Origin of the sequence: Delftia sp. K82 (genome assembly GCF_002193035.1) — a bacterium.
Classification (GTDB): domain Bacteria; phylum Pseudomonadota; class Gammaproteobacteria; order Burkholderiales; family Burkholderiaceae_C; genus Comamonas; species Comamonas acidovorans.
This window is the reverse complement of the sequence record NZ_MYFL01000001.1, coordinates 444,620-461,224: the sequence shown is the minus strand read 5'-3', so window position 1 is coordinate 461,224 and position 16,605 is coordinate 444,620. Positions and strand designations below refer to the sequence as shown.

Here is a 16,605-nt window from a genome sequence, read left to right as displayed (position 1 = left end):
ATGGAGGCTGCCGCCAACTGCGTGCCGACGGGCTTTCTCCTCGGGTTTTCCTGAGTGCGTTTTTGGTCAACCGAAATTCTTTTTGATTCGTTTTATTTCTACAATTTTCTTTATTTCGCACCAAACTGTGCGCTCATGCGGCCGACTCTCCTGCGCGCAAGCCGGGACCGGGGTTATATTGGTCCGCTTCTCCGCTCACAGCACATGAAGCACTTACTCAATCTACTGGCCGCCATCGCCCTGCTGGTCTGGGGCACGCACATGGTCCGCACCGGCGTGCTGCGGGTGTTCGGCGCCAATCTGCGCGACCTGCTCGCCCACAGCATGAGCAACCGTTTCTCGGCTGCGCTGTCGGGTTTGGGTGTGACTGCGCTGGTGCAGTCGAGCACGGCCACCTCGCTGATGACCTCGGCCTTCGTGGGCCAGGGCCTGATCTCGCTGCCGGCCGCGCTGGCCGTGATGCGCGGCGCCGACGTGGGCACGGCGCTGATGGCCGTGCTGTTCTCCACCGACCTGTCCTGGCTGTCGCCGCTGTTCATCTTCGTGGGCGTGGTGCTGTTCATCACCCGCCAGGACACCACGGCCGGGCGCATAGGCCGCGTGCTGATCGGCCTGGGCGTGATGCTGCTGGCGCTGCGCCTGGTGGTCGAGGCCACCGAGCCGCTGCTGGAAGCCCCCGCCGTGCGCACCCTGCTGGGCTCGGTCACCAGCGATATCTTCATGGAGTTGCTGCTGGGTGCGCTGCTGGCCGTGATGGCCTATTCCAGCCTGGCCATCGTGCTGCTGATCGCGGCCATGGCCAGCTCGGGCGCGATTCCCATGGAAGTGGCGCTGGGCCTGACGCTGGGCGCCAATATCGGCAGCGGCCTGGTGGCCGTGCTGACCACGGCCAAGTCCAGCACCGAAGTGCGCCAGGTCACCATCGGCAACATGCTGTTCAAGATCATGGGGGTGGCCATCGTGGCGCCCTTCCTGGGGCTGTGGGCCACCTACGTGATGCCGATGATCGACGGCAAGGGCCAGAACATCGTGCTGTTCCACCTGGCCTTCAACATCTTCAACAGCCTGTGCTTCATCGGCCTGACGCAGACCGTGGCGCGCTGGGTGACGGCCCTGCTGCCCAAGCCCGAGGCCAGCTCCACCAGCCTGCTGCGGCCCCGCCACCTGGACCCGTCGGCGCTGAGCACGCCGTCGCTGGCCATTTCCTGCGCCGCGCGCGAGGCCCTGCACCAGGCCGACATGGTCGAGTCCATGCTGATCGGCATGCAGCGCGTGCTGGAGACCGACGACCTCAAGCTGTCCCAGGAGCTGCGCGAGCTTGAAGGCACGGTGGACGATCTGTACTCGGCCATCAAGTACTACATGACCAAGATCTCGCGCGCCGAACTGGATGAGCGCGAGGGCCAGCGCTGGACGGAAATCATCAGCTTCACCATCAACATGGAGCAGATCGGCGACATCATCGAGCGCGTGCTGCTGGACATCGAGGACAAGAAGATCAAGAAGGGCCGCCAGTTCTCCGAGGCCGGCACGCAGGAGATCCGCGAGCTGCTGCACCACCTGCTGGACAACCTGCGCCTGGCAATGAGCGTGTTCCTCAACGGCAATGTGCGCGAGGCGCAGAAGCTGCTGGAGGAAAAGGCGCGTTTCCGCGACCTGGAGCTGGCCTACTCGGCCACCCACCTGGCGCGCCTGTCCGACAACACCGTCTCCAGCATAGAGACCAGCTCGCTGCACATCGACCTGATCAGCGACCTCAAGCGCATCAACTCGCTGCTGTGCTCGGTGGCCTACCCCATCCTCGAATCGGCCGGCGCCCTGGCGCCCAGCCGGCTCAAGGAATCGGCACTGAACAAGACGGCGCGCTGAAGCGTTTCACCAGCCCAGCCAGGCCGCCAGCACCTGGGCGGCCTCGGGCGTGAAGCGGCCCTGCAGCAGCCATTCGACAAGCTGGTCGCGCTCGATCAGCGCAAAAGCCTGGACCTCGCCATCCTGGTTGCCGGGCTCCAGCGCCGGCGGCACGGTGGCGCTGAACCAGTCGATGCGCTCGCGCATGAAGCCCCGGCCCTCGGCCTCGTCACTGGGGCGCTCGAACAGCACATGGCCGCCATGGCGCAGGCCCTGCAGCTCGGCCACGCGCAGGCCGGCCTCTTCCCAGGTTTCACGCTCCACGGCCTCGGCCACGGTATCGCACGCGGCCACCATGCCGCCCATCAGCGTGTCCCACATGCCGGGGTTGGTGGGCTTGTTGTCGGCGCGCTGCTGCACCCAGATGCAGCCATCGGCTGTCTCGCCCACCAAATGCACGGCCTGGGTGGCAATGCCCAGCGGGCGCACGGCGCCGCGCTCCACGGTGGCAATGCGCTGGCCCTGGACGTTGCACACGGCCAGTTGCTCATCGCGCCAGGGGCCGCTGTGGCCCGTGGCACGCAGCACCCGGGCCAGGGCGTTGAGCAGGACCGTGGCATCGCCCTGGCCTTGCAGATGCCATTGGCCGGCCTGCAGGCGCAGTGCCACGCCGTGGGCTTGCATCACATCGTCCGGCAGCAGCGCGGCCAGGCCGTCTTCCATCGAACCTGTTTCCTGCCCCGCCACCAGCAACGGCCGGCGCGGCTGCAGCGCGGGCTGGCGCGTGTCGGCGCGCAGGCGGTCCAGCCAGGCTTTCACGGCCGGGTCAGCCGGATCAGTCAGGCGCTTTTGCACACTCATGGCAGCAGGATGGTCGAGCCGGTGGTCTTGCGCGCCTCCAGGTCCAGGTGGGCCTGGCGCACCTCGGCCAGCGGATAGCGCTGGTCGATATGGATCTTCACGGCACCGCTTTCCACCACGGCGAACAAATCGTCGGCCATCGCCTGTGTGGCCTCGCGGCTGGTGATGTGGGAGAACAGGGTCTGGCGCGTCACATACAGCGACTTGGCCGCCAGCACGGCAGGAGCGAAAGGCGCCACGGGGCCCGAGGCGTTGCCGAAGCTCACCAACAGGCCGAAGCGCCGCAGGCAGGCCAGCGAGCCTTCCCAGGTGTCCTTGCCCACGCTGTCGTAGACCACCTTCACACCCTGGCCGCCCGTGATCTCCTGCACGCGCTCGGCGAAGTTCTCGCTGCGGTAGTTGATGGCATGGGCTGCACCGTTGGCCAGGGCCAGCGCGCACTTCTCGTCCGAGCCCGCTGTGGCGATGAGCTGCAGGCCCAGTGCCCTGGCCCATTGGCAGGCGATCAGGCCCACGCCACCGGCCGCCGCATGGAACAGCACGGCATCACCCGGTGCCAGGCCCTCGACCGGAATGCATTTCTTGAGCAGGTACTGCGCGGTCAGGCCCTTGAGCATCATGGCGGCGGCCGTCTCGAACGCAATGGCATCGGGCAGGCGGCACACGCACATGGCGGGCATGACGCGCACTTCGCTGTAGCTGCCCGGCGGATTGCTGGCATAGGCCACGCGATCGCCCACGCCCAGGTGCTCCACGCCGGCACCCACGGTCTCGACCACGCCTGCGCCTTCCATGCCCAGGCTCAGGGGCATGGGCAGCGAGTACAGGCCGGAGCGCTGGTACACATCGATGAAGTTCAGGCCCACCGCATGGTGGCGTATGCGTACCTCGCCTGGCCCGGGCTCGCCCACGGCGACCTGCACCAGCTCCAGGACTTCGGGGCCGCCGTTGTGGCGGATCTGCACTGCAATACCCATGGGAGCACTCCTGCAAAAAGCGACAAGAGCGGCATCGTGCCATGTTTCGGCCCGCCTCGCGGAAGACGGCAACGCATGGTCGGCGCAAAGAGCGCGCAACGCCTATAGTGGCGAGCCCGAAAGCCGGATGATCCCGATGAGCCAGCCGCTGAAGCCTTCCACCGCCGCCATCCTGACGCTGCCGCCGCTGCTGTGGGCCGGCAATGCCATCGTGGGCCGCATGGTCCATGACCTGATCTCGCCCTTCGCGCTGAATTTCCTGCGCTGGGCCATTGCCTTCATGCTGCTGCTGCCGCTGGCCGGATGGGTGCTGCGCCGGGACAGCGCCGTCTGGCCGCAGTGGCGCCAGTTCGCGCTGCTGGGATTGCTGGGCATCGGCTGCTACAACGCCCTGCTGTACCTGGCGCTGAAAACATCGACGCCGCTGAATGCCACCCTGGTCGGCTCCAGCATGCCGGTGTGGATGCTGGCCGTGGGCCGCATCTGCTGGGGCATTGCCGTGAGCCGCCGCCAGTTGCTGGGGGCCGCGCTGTCGGTGCTGGGCGTCGCCGTGGTGCTGTCGCGCGGCGATCCGCAGGTGCTGCGCCAGCTGCAGCTGGTGCCGGGCGACCTGTTCATGGTGCTGGCCACGATCCTGTGGGCCTTCTATACGTGGCTGCTGTCCAGGACCAGCGTGTCAGGACAGCTGCGCGCGGACTGGTCGGGCTTTCTGCTGGCACAGATGGTCTTCGGCCTGATGTGGTCCGGCCTGTTCACGGGACTGGAGGCCGCATCGGGCCGTTTTCACCTTCAGGCAGGGTGGCCGCTGCTGGGCGCCCTGCTGTTCATCGCCGTCGGGCCGGCCATCCTGGCCTATCGCTTCTGGGGCCTGGGCGTGCAGCGCAGCAGCCCTGCGGTGGCGGGCTTTTTCGGCAATCTGATGCCCCTGTTCACCGCCCTGCTGTCCATTCCTCTGCTGGGCCAGACGCCGCAGCTGTACCACGGGCTGGCCTTCGCGCTCATCGTGGGCGGCATCATGGTGTCTTCGCGCCGGGCATAGCCTTTGGCAGGCCATGCGCCACGGTGCGCACGGGCACCTTGGCCAGCAGCTGCTCGAACGCGCGTATGGGCACGGGCGGGCTGAAAAGGTAGCCCTGGAAATACTCGCAGCCGTAGTGCGCGAGCAGGGCGCGCTGCTCCAGGGTCTCCACGCCCTCGGCGATCACATCCAGGTTCAGGTTGCGCGCCATGCCGATGATGGTCTGCACGATCACGTCATCGGTATGGCGCAAGCCCAGGTGGCGCACGAAGGACTGGTCGATCTTGAGCTGGTTCAGCGGCAGCTGGGTGAGATAGGTCAGCGAGGAGTGACCGGTGCCGAAGTCGTCCATGGAAAAGCACACGCCATGGCTGCGCAGCTGCTTCATTTTGTCGATGGACTCCTGCACGTTCTCGATCACCAGCGACTCGGTCAGCTCCAGCTTGAGCAGATGGGGCGCAATGCCGGCATTGCGTACCTGCTCGATGACCTGGGAGGCGAAGTCCTGGTGCCGGAACTGGCGGGCACTGACATTCACAGCCACCTGCAGATGGCGCAGCCGCGCATCCTTTTGCCAGATCGCCAGTTGCTCGCAGGCCGTGCGGATCACCCACATGCCCAGCGGCACGATGATCTCGCTTTCCTCGGCCACGGCAATGAACATGCCGGGCGGCACCAGGCCGCGTTCGGGGTGGCGCCAGCGCAGCAGGGCTTCGGCGCCTATGACCTCGCCGGCCAGCGTGAACTGGGGCTGGTAGTGCAGCTCGAACTGGGACTGCGCCAGGGCCTGGCGCAGGTCGCCTTCCATGCGCACGCGCTGGTGGATTTCCACCTGCATCTGCGGATCGAAGAAGCACAGGCCGCTGCCGTTGCGCGCCTTGATCTGGTACATGGCGATGTCGGCCTGCTTGAGCAGCTCGGCCGCCGACTGCGGCTGGCGGCCGAACAGCGTGGCGCCAATGCTGCAGGCGCTGCGGTGCAGGTGGGCGCCCAGCACATAGGACTGGTTGAGCCGCGCCAGGATCTTCTCGCCAATGCGCTGGGCCAGCGTGGCCGCCTCGGCAGGCTCGTGCGACAGCTCGCAGAGCATGACCACGAACTCATCCCCCCCAAGGCGCGCCACCGTGTCCGAAGATCGCACGGCGCTGCGCAGGCGGTGCGCCACCTGCTGCAGCAGCTGGTCGCCCACTTCGTGGCCCAGCGTGTCGTTGAGCATCTTGAACTGGTCCAGGTCCAGGAACAGCAGCGCCCCGGTCCAGCCTTCGCGTGCGGCCAGCACTGTGGCCTGGGCCAGGCGGTCCAGCAGCAGGCGGCGATTGGGCAAGCTGGTCAGCGGATCGTAGAAGGCCAGGCTCTCGATCTCGGCCGTGGCCAGCCGGATATCGGTGACATCGTTGTAGGTGATGACCACGCCGTCCTCGGCGGCCAGCCGTGCCGTCATCTGGACAAAGCGGCCGCTGGGCAGTTGCTGCTCAAAGGGCACGCCAGGCCGCAGCACCAGTTGGCGGTGCAGGTCCTTGGCCTCGTCGGCCTGCGCCGGCGCCGCCGCCAGACCCACGGCGCTGGGGCAGGAATCGAGCAGCGATTGCAGGGGCCGCCCAGGCTCCAGCTGGTCCGCGTGCCAGGGGAACATTTCCTCGTAGCAGCGGTTCCAGCGCAGCACGCGCTGCTGCGAATCCAGCAGCAGAAAGCCGCTGACCATGCTGTCCAGCGCCTGGTCCAGCCACTGCTCGGACCGCTGGGCCTGGCGCCGCGCGGCATGCAGGCGGTCCATGTAGCGGTGCACAGTCCAGCCCAGCACGGCCAGCAGCACGCCGAAGATCATCACGGCCAGCACCATCAGCCAGGCAGCCACGCGCCAGCTGGCCAGCACGGAGGACATGGGCAGGCTGGCCGTGACCCACAGATGTCCCTTGGGCAGCGGATGCGCAGCCACCAGGGCGGGCACGCGGCTCAGGCGTGCGGCCATGTGCATGACGCCGCTGGACGGCAGCTGCGACGTCGTCGGCAGCAGCCGCACAGCGGCGACATCGCCATACTGGGGCATGGACAGCAGCAGCTCGCCGCTGCCCTGCTCCAGCGTGACCTCCAGACCGTCCAGCACACCACCCTGGGCCAGCACGGCGCCCAGCGCCGCAGCCGGCACCTGCATCAGCACATAGCCGCCCTGCTCCGCCCGGCTCAGGGGCCGCACAAGGTACAGGATGCGCTCGCCACCCGGCACCTGCGGCGCGACGGAGGGTGGACTTGCCAGCAATTCGGAGCGGCTTTGGCCCGCCAGGCGCTCCCAGGCCTGCGCAGGCAGGTCGATGACCGGGCCATCGCCCGAAGCGGCCAGTTCCCGGCCCTGGATATCGTGCACCGAGGCGCGCTGCGCCAGCGTGTTCTGCCGCACCATGGTGTGCAGCATTTCCTGCAGTTGCGGCTGCGATGCCGATGCGGGGTTGCGCGAACCCAGCAGTTCGTCCACGCCCAGCGCCAGGGCGTCCAGGGATTCCAGGCTGCGGCTGATGGCCGCCTCGGTGCCCAGCACAAAGCGCACCAGGCGCAGCGAAGCTTCTTCCTGCGCCGTGGTCCGCATGCCGCTGAGCAGCCAGACCATGGCGGCCGCCAGGGCCACCGTCAGCAGCACCAGCATCAGCGCCAGGGTATGGCGCATGCCCGCAGGGCTTGCGGCCGCTGCCGGGCCAGGCGCGCGGACGGGGTCGGCCGCCGCCCAGTCCGTCTGATGGGGCTGGCCCGTCATCTCCGGGCTCCCTGCATGGCGTTTGAAATGGGCAGGCTGCGGCAAGGCCGCTGGCCACGATGCAGGAACGGGACTGTCAAGGCTGCACCTGCCCATGGACCGCTCGGCACTGCGCAACCATGCAAGGGACCATTTCCCGGGCCTTGCCGGCCCTGGACCCGTTCATGGAGGCAGTGCACCGGCGCATCAGAAGGTTCCTGCGTACAGGCCGCCGTCGGGCAGGATGTTCTGACCCGTCATGTAGCCTGCGTGCGCGCTGCACAGGAAGGCGCAGATGGCGCCGAATTCATCGGGCGTGCCGAAGCGGCGGGCCGGCACCTGGGATTGCTGCACCAGGCGCACATCGTCCAGGCTCTTGCCGCTCTTGTTGGCGGCGGCCGTGAAGGTGGTGCGCAGGCGATCGGTGTCGAACTTGCCGGGCAGCAGGTTGTTGATGGTCACGCCCTTGGCCGCGATGCCGCTGCGCGCCAGGCCCGCCACAAAGCCCGTGAGGCCGCTGCGCGCGCCATTGGACAGGCCCAGGATGTCGATGGGCGCCTTCACGGCGCTGGAGGTGATGTTGACGATGCGGCCGAATCCGCGCGCAGCCATGCCGTCCACCGTGGCCTTGATCAGCTCGATGGGCGTGAGCATGTTGGCGTCCACGGCCTTGAGCCAGGCCGCGCGGTCCCAGTCGCGGAAATCACCGGGCGGCGGGCCGCCGGCATTGGTGACGACGATGTCGAAATCCACGCCCGGGCCGCCGGCTGCCGACAGCACGGCGGCGCGGCCTTCCTCGGTGGTGATGTCGGCCGCCACGGCCAGCACCTTCACCTGCGGCGCCAGGGCGGCGAGGCTGGCAGCAGCCTCCTGCAGTGCCTCGGGATTGCGCGCATTGATCACCAGGTTCACGCCCTCTTGCGCCAGCGCCTTGGCACAGCCAAAGCCCAGGCCCTTGCTGGCGCCACATACCAGGGCCCACTTGCCCGCGATTCCCAGATCCATGTCTCACTCCTGAACAAAAAAACCTTGCTCGATCCTTGCAGAACGGCAGCGCACATTGTGCGCGAGGCTTCGATGCTTTCACGCCAAACGTGAGAAAACGTGAACTTGCCGGCGCACGGGCCGGCACCCTGGTGCCGCCTTCAGTGCGTGCCGCCGCCGTGCTGGCCACGGAACAGCCTGTGGTGCAGCCTGCGCAGCGACCACCACACACCCAGCGCCACCACGGGAATGGCGACGGCGGCCGTGCTCTCCGGCGACCAGGGCCAGCCCAGCGTCTTGGCGCCCTTGGCCAGGTAGCTGATCAGGCCCGTGAAGTAGTAGGTGATGGCGGCCACGGACAGGCCTTCCACCGTGGACTGCAACTTCAACTGCATGTCCTGGCGCTGGTTCATGGCGCCCAGCAACTGCTGGCTGCTTTGCTGCTGCTCGATCTCCACCCGCGTGCGCAGCAGGCTGCTGACGCGCGAGACGCGCTCGGACAGCGCGTTTTGCCGGCGCGCTGCCCATTCGCAGGTGCTGCGCGCCGGCGTCAGGCGCCGGTCCATGAACTCGCGGATGGTCTGTATGCCGTCGATGCGCGATTCCTGGATGTCCTGAATGCGCTTGTCCACCAGTTCGAAATAGGCCGCGCTGGCGGAAAAGCGCGAATGCGTGGTGGCGTATTCGCTCTCCACCTGCCCGGCCAGGCGTGTCAGCCGATCCAGCAGTGCCGGCTCGGCATCGCGGTCGGCAAGACGGATGGAATGGGCCAGGGCCGCAAGATCCCGCTCGGCCGTGGCCAGTACGGCAGCGGCCTGGCGGGCTGCCGGCAGACCCAGCAGGGCCGCCATGCGGTAGGTCTCGATCTCCAGCAGCCGCTGCACCAGCCGCCCCAGGCGGCGTGGCGACAATGACTCGCCGGCCAGCAGCAGCATGCGCGAGAAGCCATCGGCATGGATGGCGAAGTCGGTGTAGACCTTGCCCGCATCTCCGGCCACGCGCGCACCCACCAGCGTGTCTTCCTGCAGCAGGTGGCGCACCAGATGCGGCTCATTGATTGCCTGCTCCTGCAAGGCCCACAGGTGCAGGCCGCTCAGGCACTGGCCGGGCAAGGCAGCCAGCCAGTCGCGCGGCACGTAGTCGATGGCGGCCTCGGGCTCGCGCACATCGTCCATGCCGGCCTGCGACATGGGCTTGCTGAAGGTCCAGCAAACGAACTCCGTGTGCAGTTCCCAGCGCAGGTGAAAGGCGCCCAGGTCGATCAGCACATGTGTGGTCGCCGCATCGGGCGGCGGCAGGTGGTGGTTGCGCAGCAGGGTGGCCACATGGGCGCGGCTGGCCTCGCGCTGGGCCGCATCGGTGAGCATCACCACATGAGTGATGGCCAGCGGCGCCTGCATCTCCTCGGCGGGGCGGGCGTGGATCTCGTTGTGCAGCAGCACGCGCTGCGGGTGCTGGGATGACAGTAGTGGGGACATCGTGACCTCGAAAGACTGCGCGCTATTGTGCAGTCACGGGCGCGTCGGCTCCCAGGCATCCGGGATCAACAGCTTTCCACCGGGATCGCTTGTTGATAACAAAAAAAAAACGGCCCCGAAGGGCCGTCAAGCAACATGGTTGCAACGCTGAGGCGATCAATCCTCTACGAATGCTTCTTCGCGCTTGTTCTTCACTGCAGGCATCAGCACCACCACCAGCAGCACCACGGCGGCGAGCAGCAGGCCGGCCGAGATCGGACGGGTCACGAACACGCTCCAGTCGCCACGCGACAGCAGCAGCGCCCGGCGCAGGTTCTCTTCCATCATCGGGCCCAGGATGAAGCCCAGCAGCAAGGGAGCCGGTTCGGTGCCCAGCTTGTGGAACACATAGCCCACGAAGCCGAAGATACCCACCATCCACACGTCCCAGGTGTTGTTGTTGGTACCGTACACGCCGATCGCGCAGAACAGCACGATGGACGGGAACAGCCAGCGGTAAGGCACGGTCAGCAGCTTGATCCAGATGCCGATCAGCGGCAGGTTCAGCACGATCAGCATCAGGTTGCCGATCCACATCGAGGCGATCAGGCCCCAGAACAGCTCGGGGTTGCTGGTCATCACCTGCGGGCCCGGCTGGATGTTGTGGATGGTCATCGCGCCCACCATCAGCGCCATCACGGCGTTGGGCGGAATGCCCAGCGTCAGCAGCGGAATGAAGGAGGTCTGCGAGCCGGCGTTGTTGGCCGACTCGGGAGCGCACACGCCGCGGATGTTGCCTTGGCCGAAGGGGACTTCGCCCGGCTTGAGCTTGGTCTTCTTCTCGATCGTGTAGGCAGCAAAGGCCGACAGCATGGCACCGCCACCGGGCAGGATACCCAGGGCAGAACCCAGGGCCGTGCCGCGCAGCATGGCCGGAATCATGTGCTTGAAGTCTTCCTTCGTGGGCAACAGGCCCGTCACCTTGGCGGCGAACACTTCGCGCTCGTCTTCAGGCTTGGACAGGTTGGCAATGATTTCGCCGTAGCCGAACACACCCATGGCAATCACGACGAAGTCGATACCGTCGGTCAGCTCGGGAATGTCGAAGCTGTAGCGGGCAACGCCGGAGTTCACGTCGGTGCCGACCATGCCCAGCAGCAGGCCCAGCACGATCATGGCAATGGCTTTGAGCAGCGAGCCCGAAGCCAGCACCACGGCGCCGATCAGGCCCAGGGTCATCAGCGAGAAGTACTCGGCAGGGCCGAACTTGAAGGCGACTTCCGTCAGCGGAGGCGCGAAGGCGGCCAGGATCACGGTGCCCACGCAACCTGCGAAGAACGAGCCTATGCCTGCGGCAGCGAGAGCGGGTCCCGCTCGCCCCTTTCTTGCCATCTGGTAGCCGTCGATCACGGTCACCACGGACGAGGATTCACCAGGCAGGTTCACCAAAATGGCGGTGGTCGAGCCACCGTACTGCGCACCGTAGTAGATACCGGCCAGCATGATCAGCGCCGCCACCGGAGGCAGGGCGTAGGTTGCTGGCAGCAACATGGCGATCGTTGCCACGGGGCCGATGCCTGGAAGCACGCCGATGAGCGTACCGAGCAGACAGCCGACGAAGCAGTAGATCAGGTTCTGGAAAGTGAAGGCGACGCCGAAGCCGGTCGCCAGGTTCTGAAAAAGTTCCACGGACGATGCTCCTGCTTAGCCGGTGATGAAGCTGGGCCAGACGGGGAACTGAAGATTCAGTGCCCACACGAAGGCCACATAGCTGCCCACAGCAAGGACGGTGGACAGAATTGCCACTTCCTTGAACTTGAAGCTATGGCCGCCCAGGCTGGCGATGAACACCAGCGCGTAGATGGCGACGATCAGACCGAACTGGGGAATGCCCAGATTGGGAACGCCGACCAGCAGTACGCCGAACGCGAAGTTCGCAGCCAGGACGAAGAACACTTGCTTCCACGCCCACTTGCCGATCTTGTCACCGCCCGAAGGACCCTTGGTCAGGCCGGTGAAGCAGATGGCCGTGCCCAGAATGGACATCAGCACACCCAGGATCAGCGGGAAGTAGCCCGGGCCCATGCGGGCACCGGTGCCGACGGTGTAGTTGGTAGCGCCGATCGCAAAAGCGAGGCCGATAACCAAAAACATCACGCCCGAAAAAAAGTCTTTCTGACTCTTGATTTTCACGAGAATGTCTCCTTACGGAATCACGACCCGGCGATTTTGCGTTCAGAAAAACTGTGTCTGGATGTGGATTCCACCTACAAAGGGCATACCCTCATGTCCTACCCGCATGAATGAAAAAGGGTGCCAGCAGGGGGCACCCGATCCATCCATGTCAAAGGCCTGCGCAAGAGCAGGCACTCACGCTCCAACCCACCAATCGCCTGCCCGTCATCCCAGCAAGGGCGTGCTGGCCATGACCTCGTCCAGCGTGGTCACGCCTTCGGCCACGCGCAGGGCACCTGCCAGGCGCAGCGGGCGCATGCCGTCCTGCACGGCCTGGCGGCGCAGCGCATCCATGGAAGGCGAGGTGTGGACCTGCTGCTTGAGCGCCTCGCTCACGGTCAGCAGCTCGTACAGCCCCATGCGCCCGCGAAAGCCCGTCATGCGGCACTCCACGCAGCCCACGGGCTTGTAGGGCTGGTAGCTCCCTGACAGTTTCCAGGGCCGCACGGCCTCGGCCAGTGTGGCGGCCGAGGTCTCCTCGTCGCGCTGCTTGCACTGCGGGCACAGCGTGCGCACCAGGCGCTGGGCCAGCACACCGAGCAGCGTGGCATTGATCAGGTAGGGCGGCACGCCCAGCTCCATCAGCCGGCTCACGGCGCTGGGCGCATCGTTGGTGTGCAGCGTGGAGAACACCAGGTGGCCGGTCAGCGCGGCCTGCACGGCCATTTCGGCGGTGGCCAGGTCGCGGATTTCGCCCACCATGATGATGTCCGGGTCCTGGCGCATCAGCGAGCGCAGTCCCTCGGTGAAGCCGAAGTCCAGCTGCGGCTGCACCTGGGTCTGGTTGAAGCTGGGCTCGATCATTTCGATCGGGTCTTCCACGGTGCTGACATTGACCGCCTCCGTGGCCACGCGCTTGAGCGTGGAGTACAGCGTGGTGGTCTTGCCCGAGCCCGTGGGCCCGGTCACGAGGATGATGCCGTGCGGGCGGCGCACCAGCTCGTTCCAGCGCTGGGCGTCATGGCTGGTGAAGCCCAGTGCATCCAGGTCCTTGACCGTGTTGTCGGGATCGAAGATCCGCATCACCAGCTTCTCGCCAAAGGCCGTGGGCAGCGTGGACAGGCGCATTTCCACCTCGTCACCGCGCGGGTTGCGGGTCTTGATGCGGCCATCCTGCGGGCGGCGCTTTTCCACCACGTCCATGCGCCCCAGCAGCTTCACGCGCGAGACCATGGCATTGAGCACGCCCATGGGCACCTGGTAGACCGGGTGAAGCACGCCGTCGATGCGAAAACGGATCACGCCCTGCTCGCGCCGAGGCTCCATGTGGATGTCGCTGGCGCGCTGGTCGAAGGCGTATTGCCACAGCCAGTCCACCACGCGCACCACGCCCTGGTCATTGGCGTCGAGCTGCTTGCTGCTGTTGCCCAGCTCCACCAGCTGCTCGAAGCTGGCCGCGCTGGCGGCGCCGCCCGCCTTCTCGGCTGCGCGCACCGATTTGGCCAGCGCAAAGAATTCGCCCGTGTAGCGCTTGAGGTCCAGCGGACTGGCCAGCACGCGGCGCACCTTGCGGCGCGCCTGGCGCTCGACCTCGGCCACCCAGTCGTCGATGAAGGGCTCGGCCGTGGCCACCACCACTTCCTGCGGCGAGACCTGCACGGGCAGCACCTTGTGGCGCTCGGCATAGCTGGCGCTCATGATTTCGCCGACGCGGCCCGCATCCACGCGCAGCGGGTCGATGCGCAGGTAGGCCATGCCGCTGCGGGTTGCCAGGTACTGGGTCAGCTCCTCGATGTCCAGCGCGCGCCCGTCGCCGGCGCGGGCCATGCCCACATTGGCCAGCCGGACCAGCGGGTGCTGGGTGCTCTCGGCCTGCGAGCAGCGCGCCACGGTGCGCTGGGCCTCTTCGGCCGTGATCACGCCGTCGGCCAGCAGCCACTGCACCAGCCTGCGCCAGTCCAGGGGACCCGAAGGATTGCTTGGAACAACGGCGGTCTTGGGCTGCGTGGTGGAGGTCGGATCGGACATGGCGTTGGGCCGGAAGCTGAACTGCGTCCTATGGTAAGCCTGCCGGCCGCCCTGCCCGGCCAGCCCCGCTCTACCAGGGCCGTTCTACCAGGGCCGCACGAAGATCTTGGGCCAGCGCGTCGTGGGCAGGTCCCAGCGGGCCTGCACCTGGGCGCTGGCAGCCTGCAGCGCGGCGGGGTCGAGCGCGCGTGGCGTGCGCTGGGCCAGCACCACGGTGTTGCCCTCGCGCGTGGGGCGGAAGGCCCACATGGCCTCTTCGCCAAAGGCTTCGGCCATGCGCGCCAGACTGCGCTCGTAGCTGGAGGTGCGGCCGAACAGGTTGACGGTCATGATGCCGTCCTCGGTCAGCAGATTGCGGCAATCGGCATAGAACTCGGCGCTGTCCAGCACGGGCGCGGCCGCATCGTGGTCATAGAGATCAACGGCCAGCGCATCGACCGTGCCCAGCCACTGGCTCTTGCGGATTTCCTGGGCCGCATCGGCCAGCACCACGCGCAGCGTGTCGCTGTCGGGCGGCAGCTTGAACCAGCTGCGGCACACGGCCAGCACCTGCGGGTTCAGCTCGATGGCCGTGGTGCGCATGCGCAGCTTCTTGTGACAGAACTTGGTGATGGCGGCCGCGCCCAGGCCCAGCTGCATGGCATGGCGGCCGGCCACGCTGGCGGGCTCCATGAACAGCAGCCAGCCCATCATGCGCTGTACGTATTCGAGCTCGATCTCGAACGGCTCGCGTATGCGCATGGAGCCCTGGATCCAGGGCGTGCCCAGGTGCAGGTGGCGCACATCGCCATCGTCGGAGACGCTGACTTCGGGCAGCTCGAGGTCTGCGGCGGTGGTGGCGCTGGAGGAAGAGGATGGGGCTGCCTTGGCGGCGCCGCGGGTCTTGCGTATCACGTCGGGAACAGTCAAAAAAATCAGAGCAATTGATGGGCAGCCAGCGCCTCGCGCCAGGCCTGGACCTTGCGCGCGAAACTCCAGCTCGCGTTGGCCGGGCTGGTCGATGGCAGCTTCACGGCGGCCAGGCCCAGCGCCTGCGTGCGGCCGGCATGCTTGTAGCTCTCGCCACCGTTGTGCAAGGCCAGCGCCAGTTGGGGGCAATGCGTGCGCAGCGCCACGAAATCATTCACCTCGGCCGCGCGGATGGCACTGTCCAGGCTGCCTTCGCGCTCGCAGCTGGCATACACGTCCCACAGGCCCAGGCCGCGGGCCAGCAGCCATTCGCAGCGGCCCGCATAGTCGTCGCGGCCGGGCTGCGGATGCCCGGGCCACAGGGCCTGGAGCAAGGGCCAGAACTGGTTTTGCGGATGGGCATAGTACTGATGCAATTGCAGCGATCGCAGGCCCGGAAAGCTGCCCAGCACCAGGGCTCGGGTCCGCGCATCGGCCACCGGCGCCAGGCCCTGCCAGCGCGGGGCGCCGGGGGGCGGCAGGTCGGGAACGGTCAAGGACATGGCCGGCATTGTCGCCCAGCGGTCGCCGGGCTGCTGGCAGCGGGCGGCAAGACCGCTCAGGTTCAGGTTCCGCTCAAGCCTGGTTCAGGCCATGGCGGGCAGGCCTCGCAGCGCGGCACGCGCGTTGCGGCCCGTGGCCTCGGCCAGGGCCTGGGGCGTGATGCCGCGCAACTGCGCAATCACGTCCGCAATGCGTGCCAGCTCGGCCGGCGTGTTGCGGCCCTGGGCCTGGCCCTGGGCACGCTGCCCGGCCGTGGTGTAGAGCCAGTGCGGCGGAATGTCGGGGGCATCGGTTTCCAGCACCAGCGCATCCAGCGGCAGGGCGGCTGCCAGCTCGCGCAGCTTGAGCGCCCGGTCATAGGTCACGGCCCCGCCAAAGCCCAGCTTGAAACCTAGGTCGATGAAGGCCTGGGCCTGCTGCACGCTGCCGTTGAAGGCATGGGCAATGCCGCCCGCCACAGGCCGCGCGCGCAGGGTCTTGAGCAGCCGGTCACTGGATTTGCGCACATGCAGGATGACGGGCAGGTCGAACTCGCGCGCCAGCGCGATCTGCTGCTCGTAGAACCAGATTTGCCGGTCCGCATCCAGCCCGGGCACGAAGAAGTCCAGGCCGATCTCGCCCACGGCCACCAGTTGCGCATCGCCGCGCAACCGCGCCAGCGTCTCGCGCAATGCGGCAATGTCCTGCTCGCGGGCATTGGGCGTGTACAGCGGATGGATGCCCAGCGCATAGCTGTCGCCATGGCGCCGCGCCAGCGCCACCACCGTGTCCCAGTGCTCGCGCGCCACAGCCGGAATCACCAGATGCGCAACGCCTGTCTCGGCCGCCTGCGCGCGCACGGCATCGCGGTCGGCATCGAATTCAGGGGCGTCGAGGTGGCAATGGGTGTCTATCCAGGCGAGCATGGCCGCATCATGCCACCGGCCTGCACCCGGCCCGCCAGAGGCAGGCAATGCGAAAACCAAGGGCAAACCCTGGGCTTATTGCGAGCTGGCTCCGTTTGACAAAATCAATACCCGAAACACTTGGCGGTCCATATAAATACATAAAGAAACATTTACCCCCCCCCCCCCCCCCCCC

General features: G+C 67.0%; 13 protein-coding genes. 2 read left to right on the top strand and 11 right to left on the bottom strand.

Translation table 11 applies throughout. From position 1 onward, the window contains the following. The first annotated feature begins 204 nt into the window (after positions 1 to 204). Positions 205 to 1,869, top strand: coding sequence for a Na/Pi cotransporter family protein (locus tag KDK82_RS02010; protein WP_013800898.1), 1,665 nt, complete (start codon positions 205 to 207; stop codon positions 1,867 to 1,869). Positions 1,870 to 1,875: 6 nt separating this feature from the next. Here KDK82_RS02010 and KDK82_RS02005 read toward each other — a convergent pair whose 3' ends face one another. Together KDK82_RS02005 and KDK82_RS02000 are read right to left on the bottom strand one after the other, a co-directional pair. Next, positions 1,876 to 2,709: an NUDIX domain-containing protein gene (locus tag KDK82_RS02005; RefSeq protein ID WP_088163914.1), complete on the bottom strand. Its 834-nt coding sequence runs from the start codon at positions 2,707 to 2,709 to the stop codon at positions 1,876 to 1,878. Further along, positions 2,706 to 3,686 (bottom strand): quinone oxidoreductase, encoded by a 981-nt coding sequence (locus KDK82_RS02000; RefSeq protein ID WP_088163913.1) that lies wholly within the window; start codon positions 3,684 to 3,686, stop codon positions 2,706 to 2,708. Before KDK82_RS02000 ends, KDK82_RS02005 begins: the two co-directional genes overlap by 4 nt. Before the next feature lie 136 nt (positions 3,687 to 3,822). Between KDK82_RS02000 and KDK82_RS01995 the strand changes: the two genes are divergently transcribed. After that, positions 3,823 to 4,725, top strand: coding sequence for a DMT family transporter (locus tag KDK82_RS01995; protein WP_012207187.1), 903 nt, complete (start codon positions 3,823 to 3,825; stop codon positions 4,723 to 4,725). Here the strand turns inward: KDK82_RS01995 and KDK82_RS01990 are convergent. From KDK82_RS01990 to KDK82_RS01950, 9 genes are all read right to left on the bottom strand, one after another. Then, positions 4,700 to 7,450 (bottom strand): EAL domain-containing protein, encoded by a 2,751-nt coding sequence (locus KDK82_RS01990; RefSeq protein WP_088163912.1) that lies wholly within the window; start codon positions 7,448 to 7,450, stop codon positions 4,700 to 4,702. The genes KDK82_RS01995 and KDK82_RS01990 overlap by 26 nt on opposite strands. A gap of 186 nt (positions 7,451 to 7,636) precedes the next feature. Further along, complete coding sequence (locus tag KDK82_RS01985; RefSeq protein WP_013800893.1) at positions 7,637 to 8,434, bottom strand: SDR family oxidoreductase; 798 nt, start codon at positions 8,432 to 8,434, stop codon at positions 7,637 to 7,639. Positions 8,435 to 8,574: 140 nt separating this feature from the next. Then, the gene (locus KDK82_RS01980) at positions 8,575 to 9,891 is read right to left on the bottom strand and encodes a DUF3422 family protein (protein WP_034396814.1); all 1,317 of its coding nucleotides are present in this window, start codon (positions 9,889 to 9,891) and stop codon (positions 8,575 to 8,577) included. A gap of 156 nt (positions 9,892 to 10,047) precedes the next feature. Beyond that, positions 10,048 to 11,559, bottom strand: a complete 1,512-nt coding sequence (locus tag KDK82_RS01975; protein WP_034396815.1) for a tripartite tricarboxylate transporter permease — start codon at positions 11,557 to 11,559, stop codon at positions 10,048 to 10,050. Positions 11,560 to 11,574: 15 nt separating this feature from the next. Next, positions 11,575 to 12,063, bottom strand: coding sequence for a tripartite tricarboxylate transporter TctB family protein (locus KDK82_RS01970; protein WP_013800891.1), 489 nt, complete (start codon positions 12,061 to 12,063; stop codon positions 11,575 to 11,577). A gap of 207 nt (positions 12,064 to 12,270) precedes the next feature. After that, the gene (locus KDK82_RS01965) at positions 12,271 to 14,073 is read right to left on the bottom strand and encodes a GspE/PulE family protein (protein ID WP_088163911.1); all 1,803 of its coding nucleotides are present in this window, start codon (positions 14,071 to 14,073) and stop codon (positions 12,271 to 12,273) included. An 84-nt stretch (positions 14,074 to 14,157) separates the two neighbouring features. Next, complete coding sequence (locus tag KDK82_RS01960) at positions 14,158 to 14,967, bottom strand: spermidine synthase (RefSeq protein ID WP_034396819.1); 810 nt, start codon at positions 14,965 to 14,967, stop codon at positions 14,158 to 14,160. Positions 14,968 to 14,987: 20 nt separating this feature from the next. Further along, entirely contained in the window at positions 14,988 to 15,533 is a 546-nt protein-coding gene (locus KDK82_RS01955; protein ID WP_088163910.1) for a DNA-deoxyinosine glycosylase, read from the bottom strand. Positions 15,534 to 15,608: 75 nt separating this feature from the next. After that, positions 15,609 to 16,430 carry a TatD family hydrolase gene (locus KDK82_RS01950; protein ID WP_088163909.1) on the bottom strand — a complete coding sequence of 274 codons (822 nt, stop codon included), beginning with the start codon at positions 16,428 to 16,430 and terminating at the stop codon, positions 15,609 to 15,611. Positions 16,431 to 16,605: the final 175 nt, after the last annotated feature.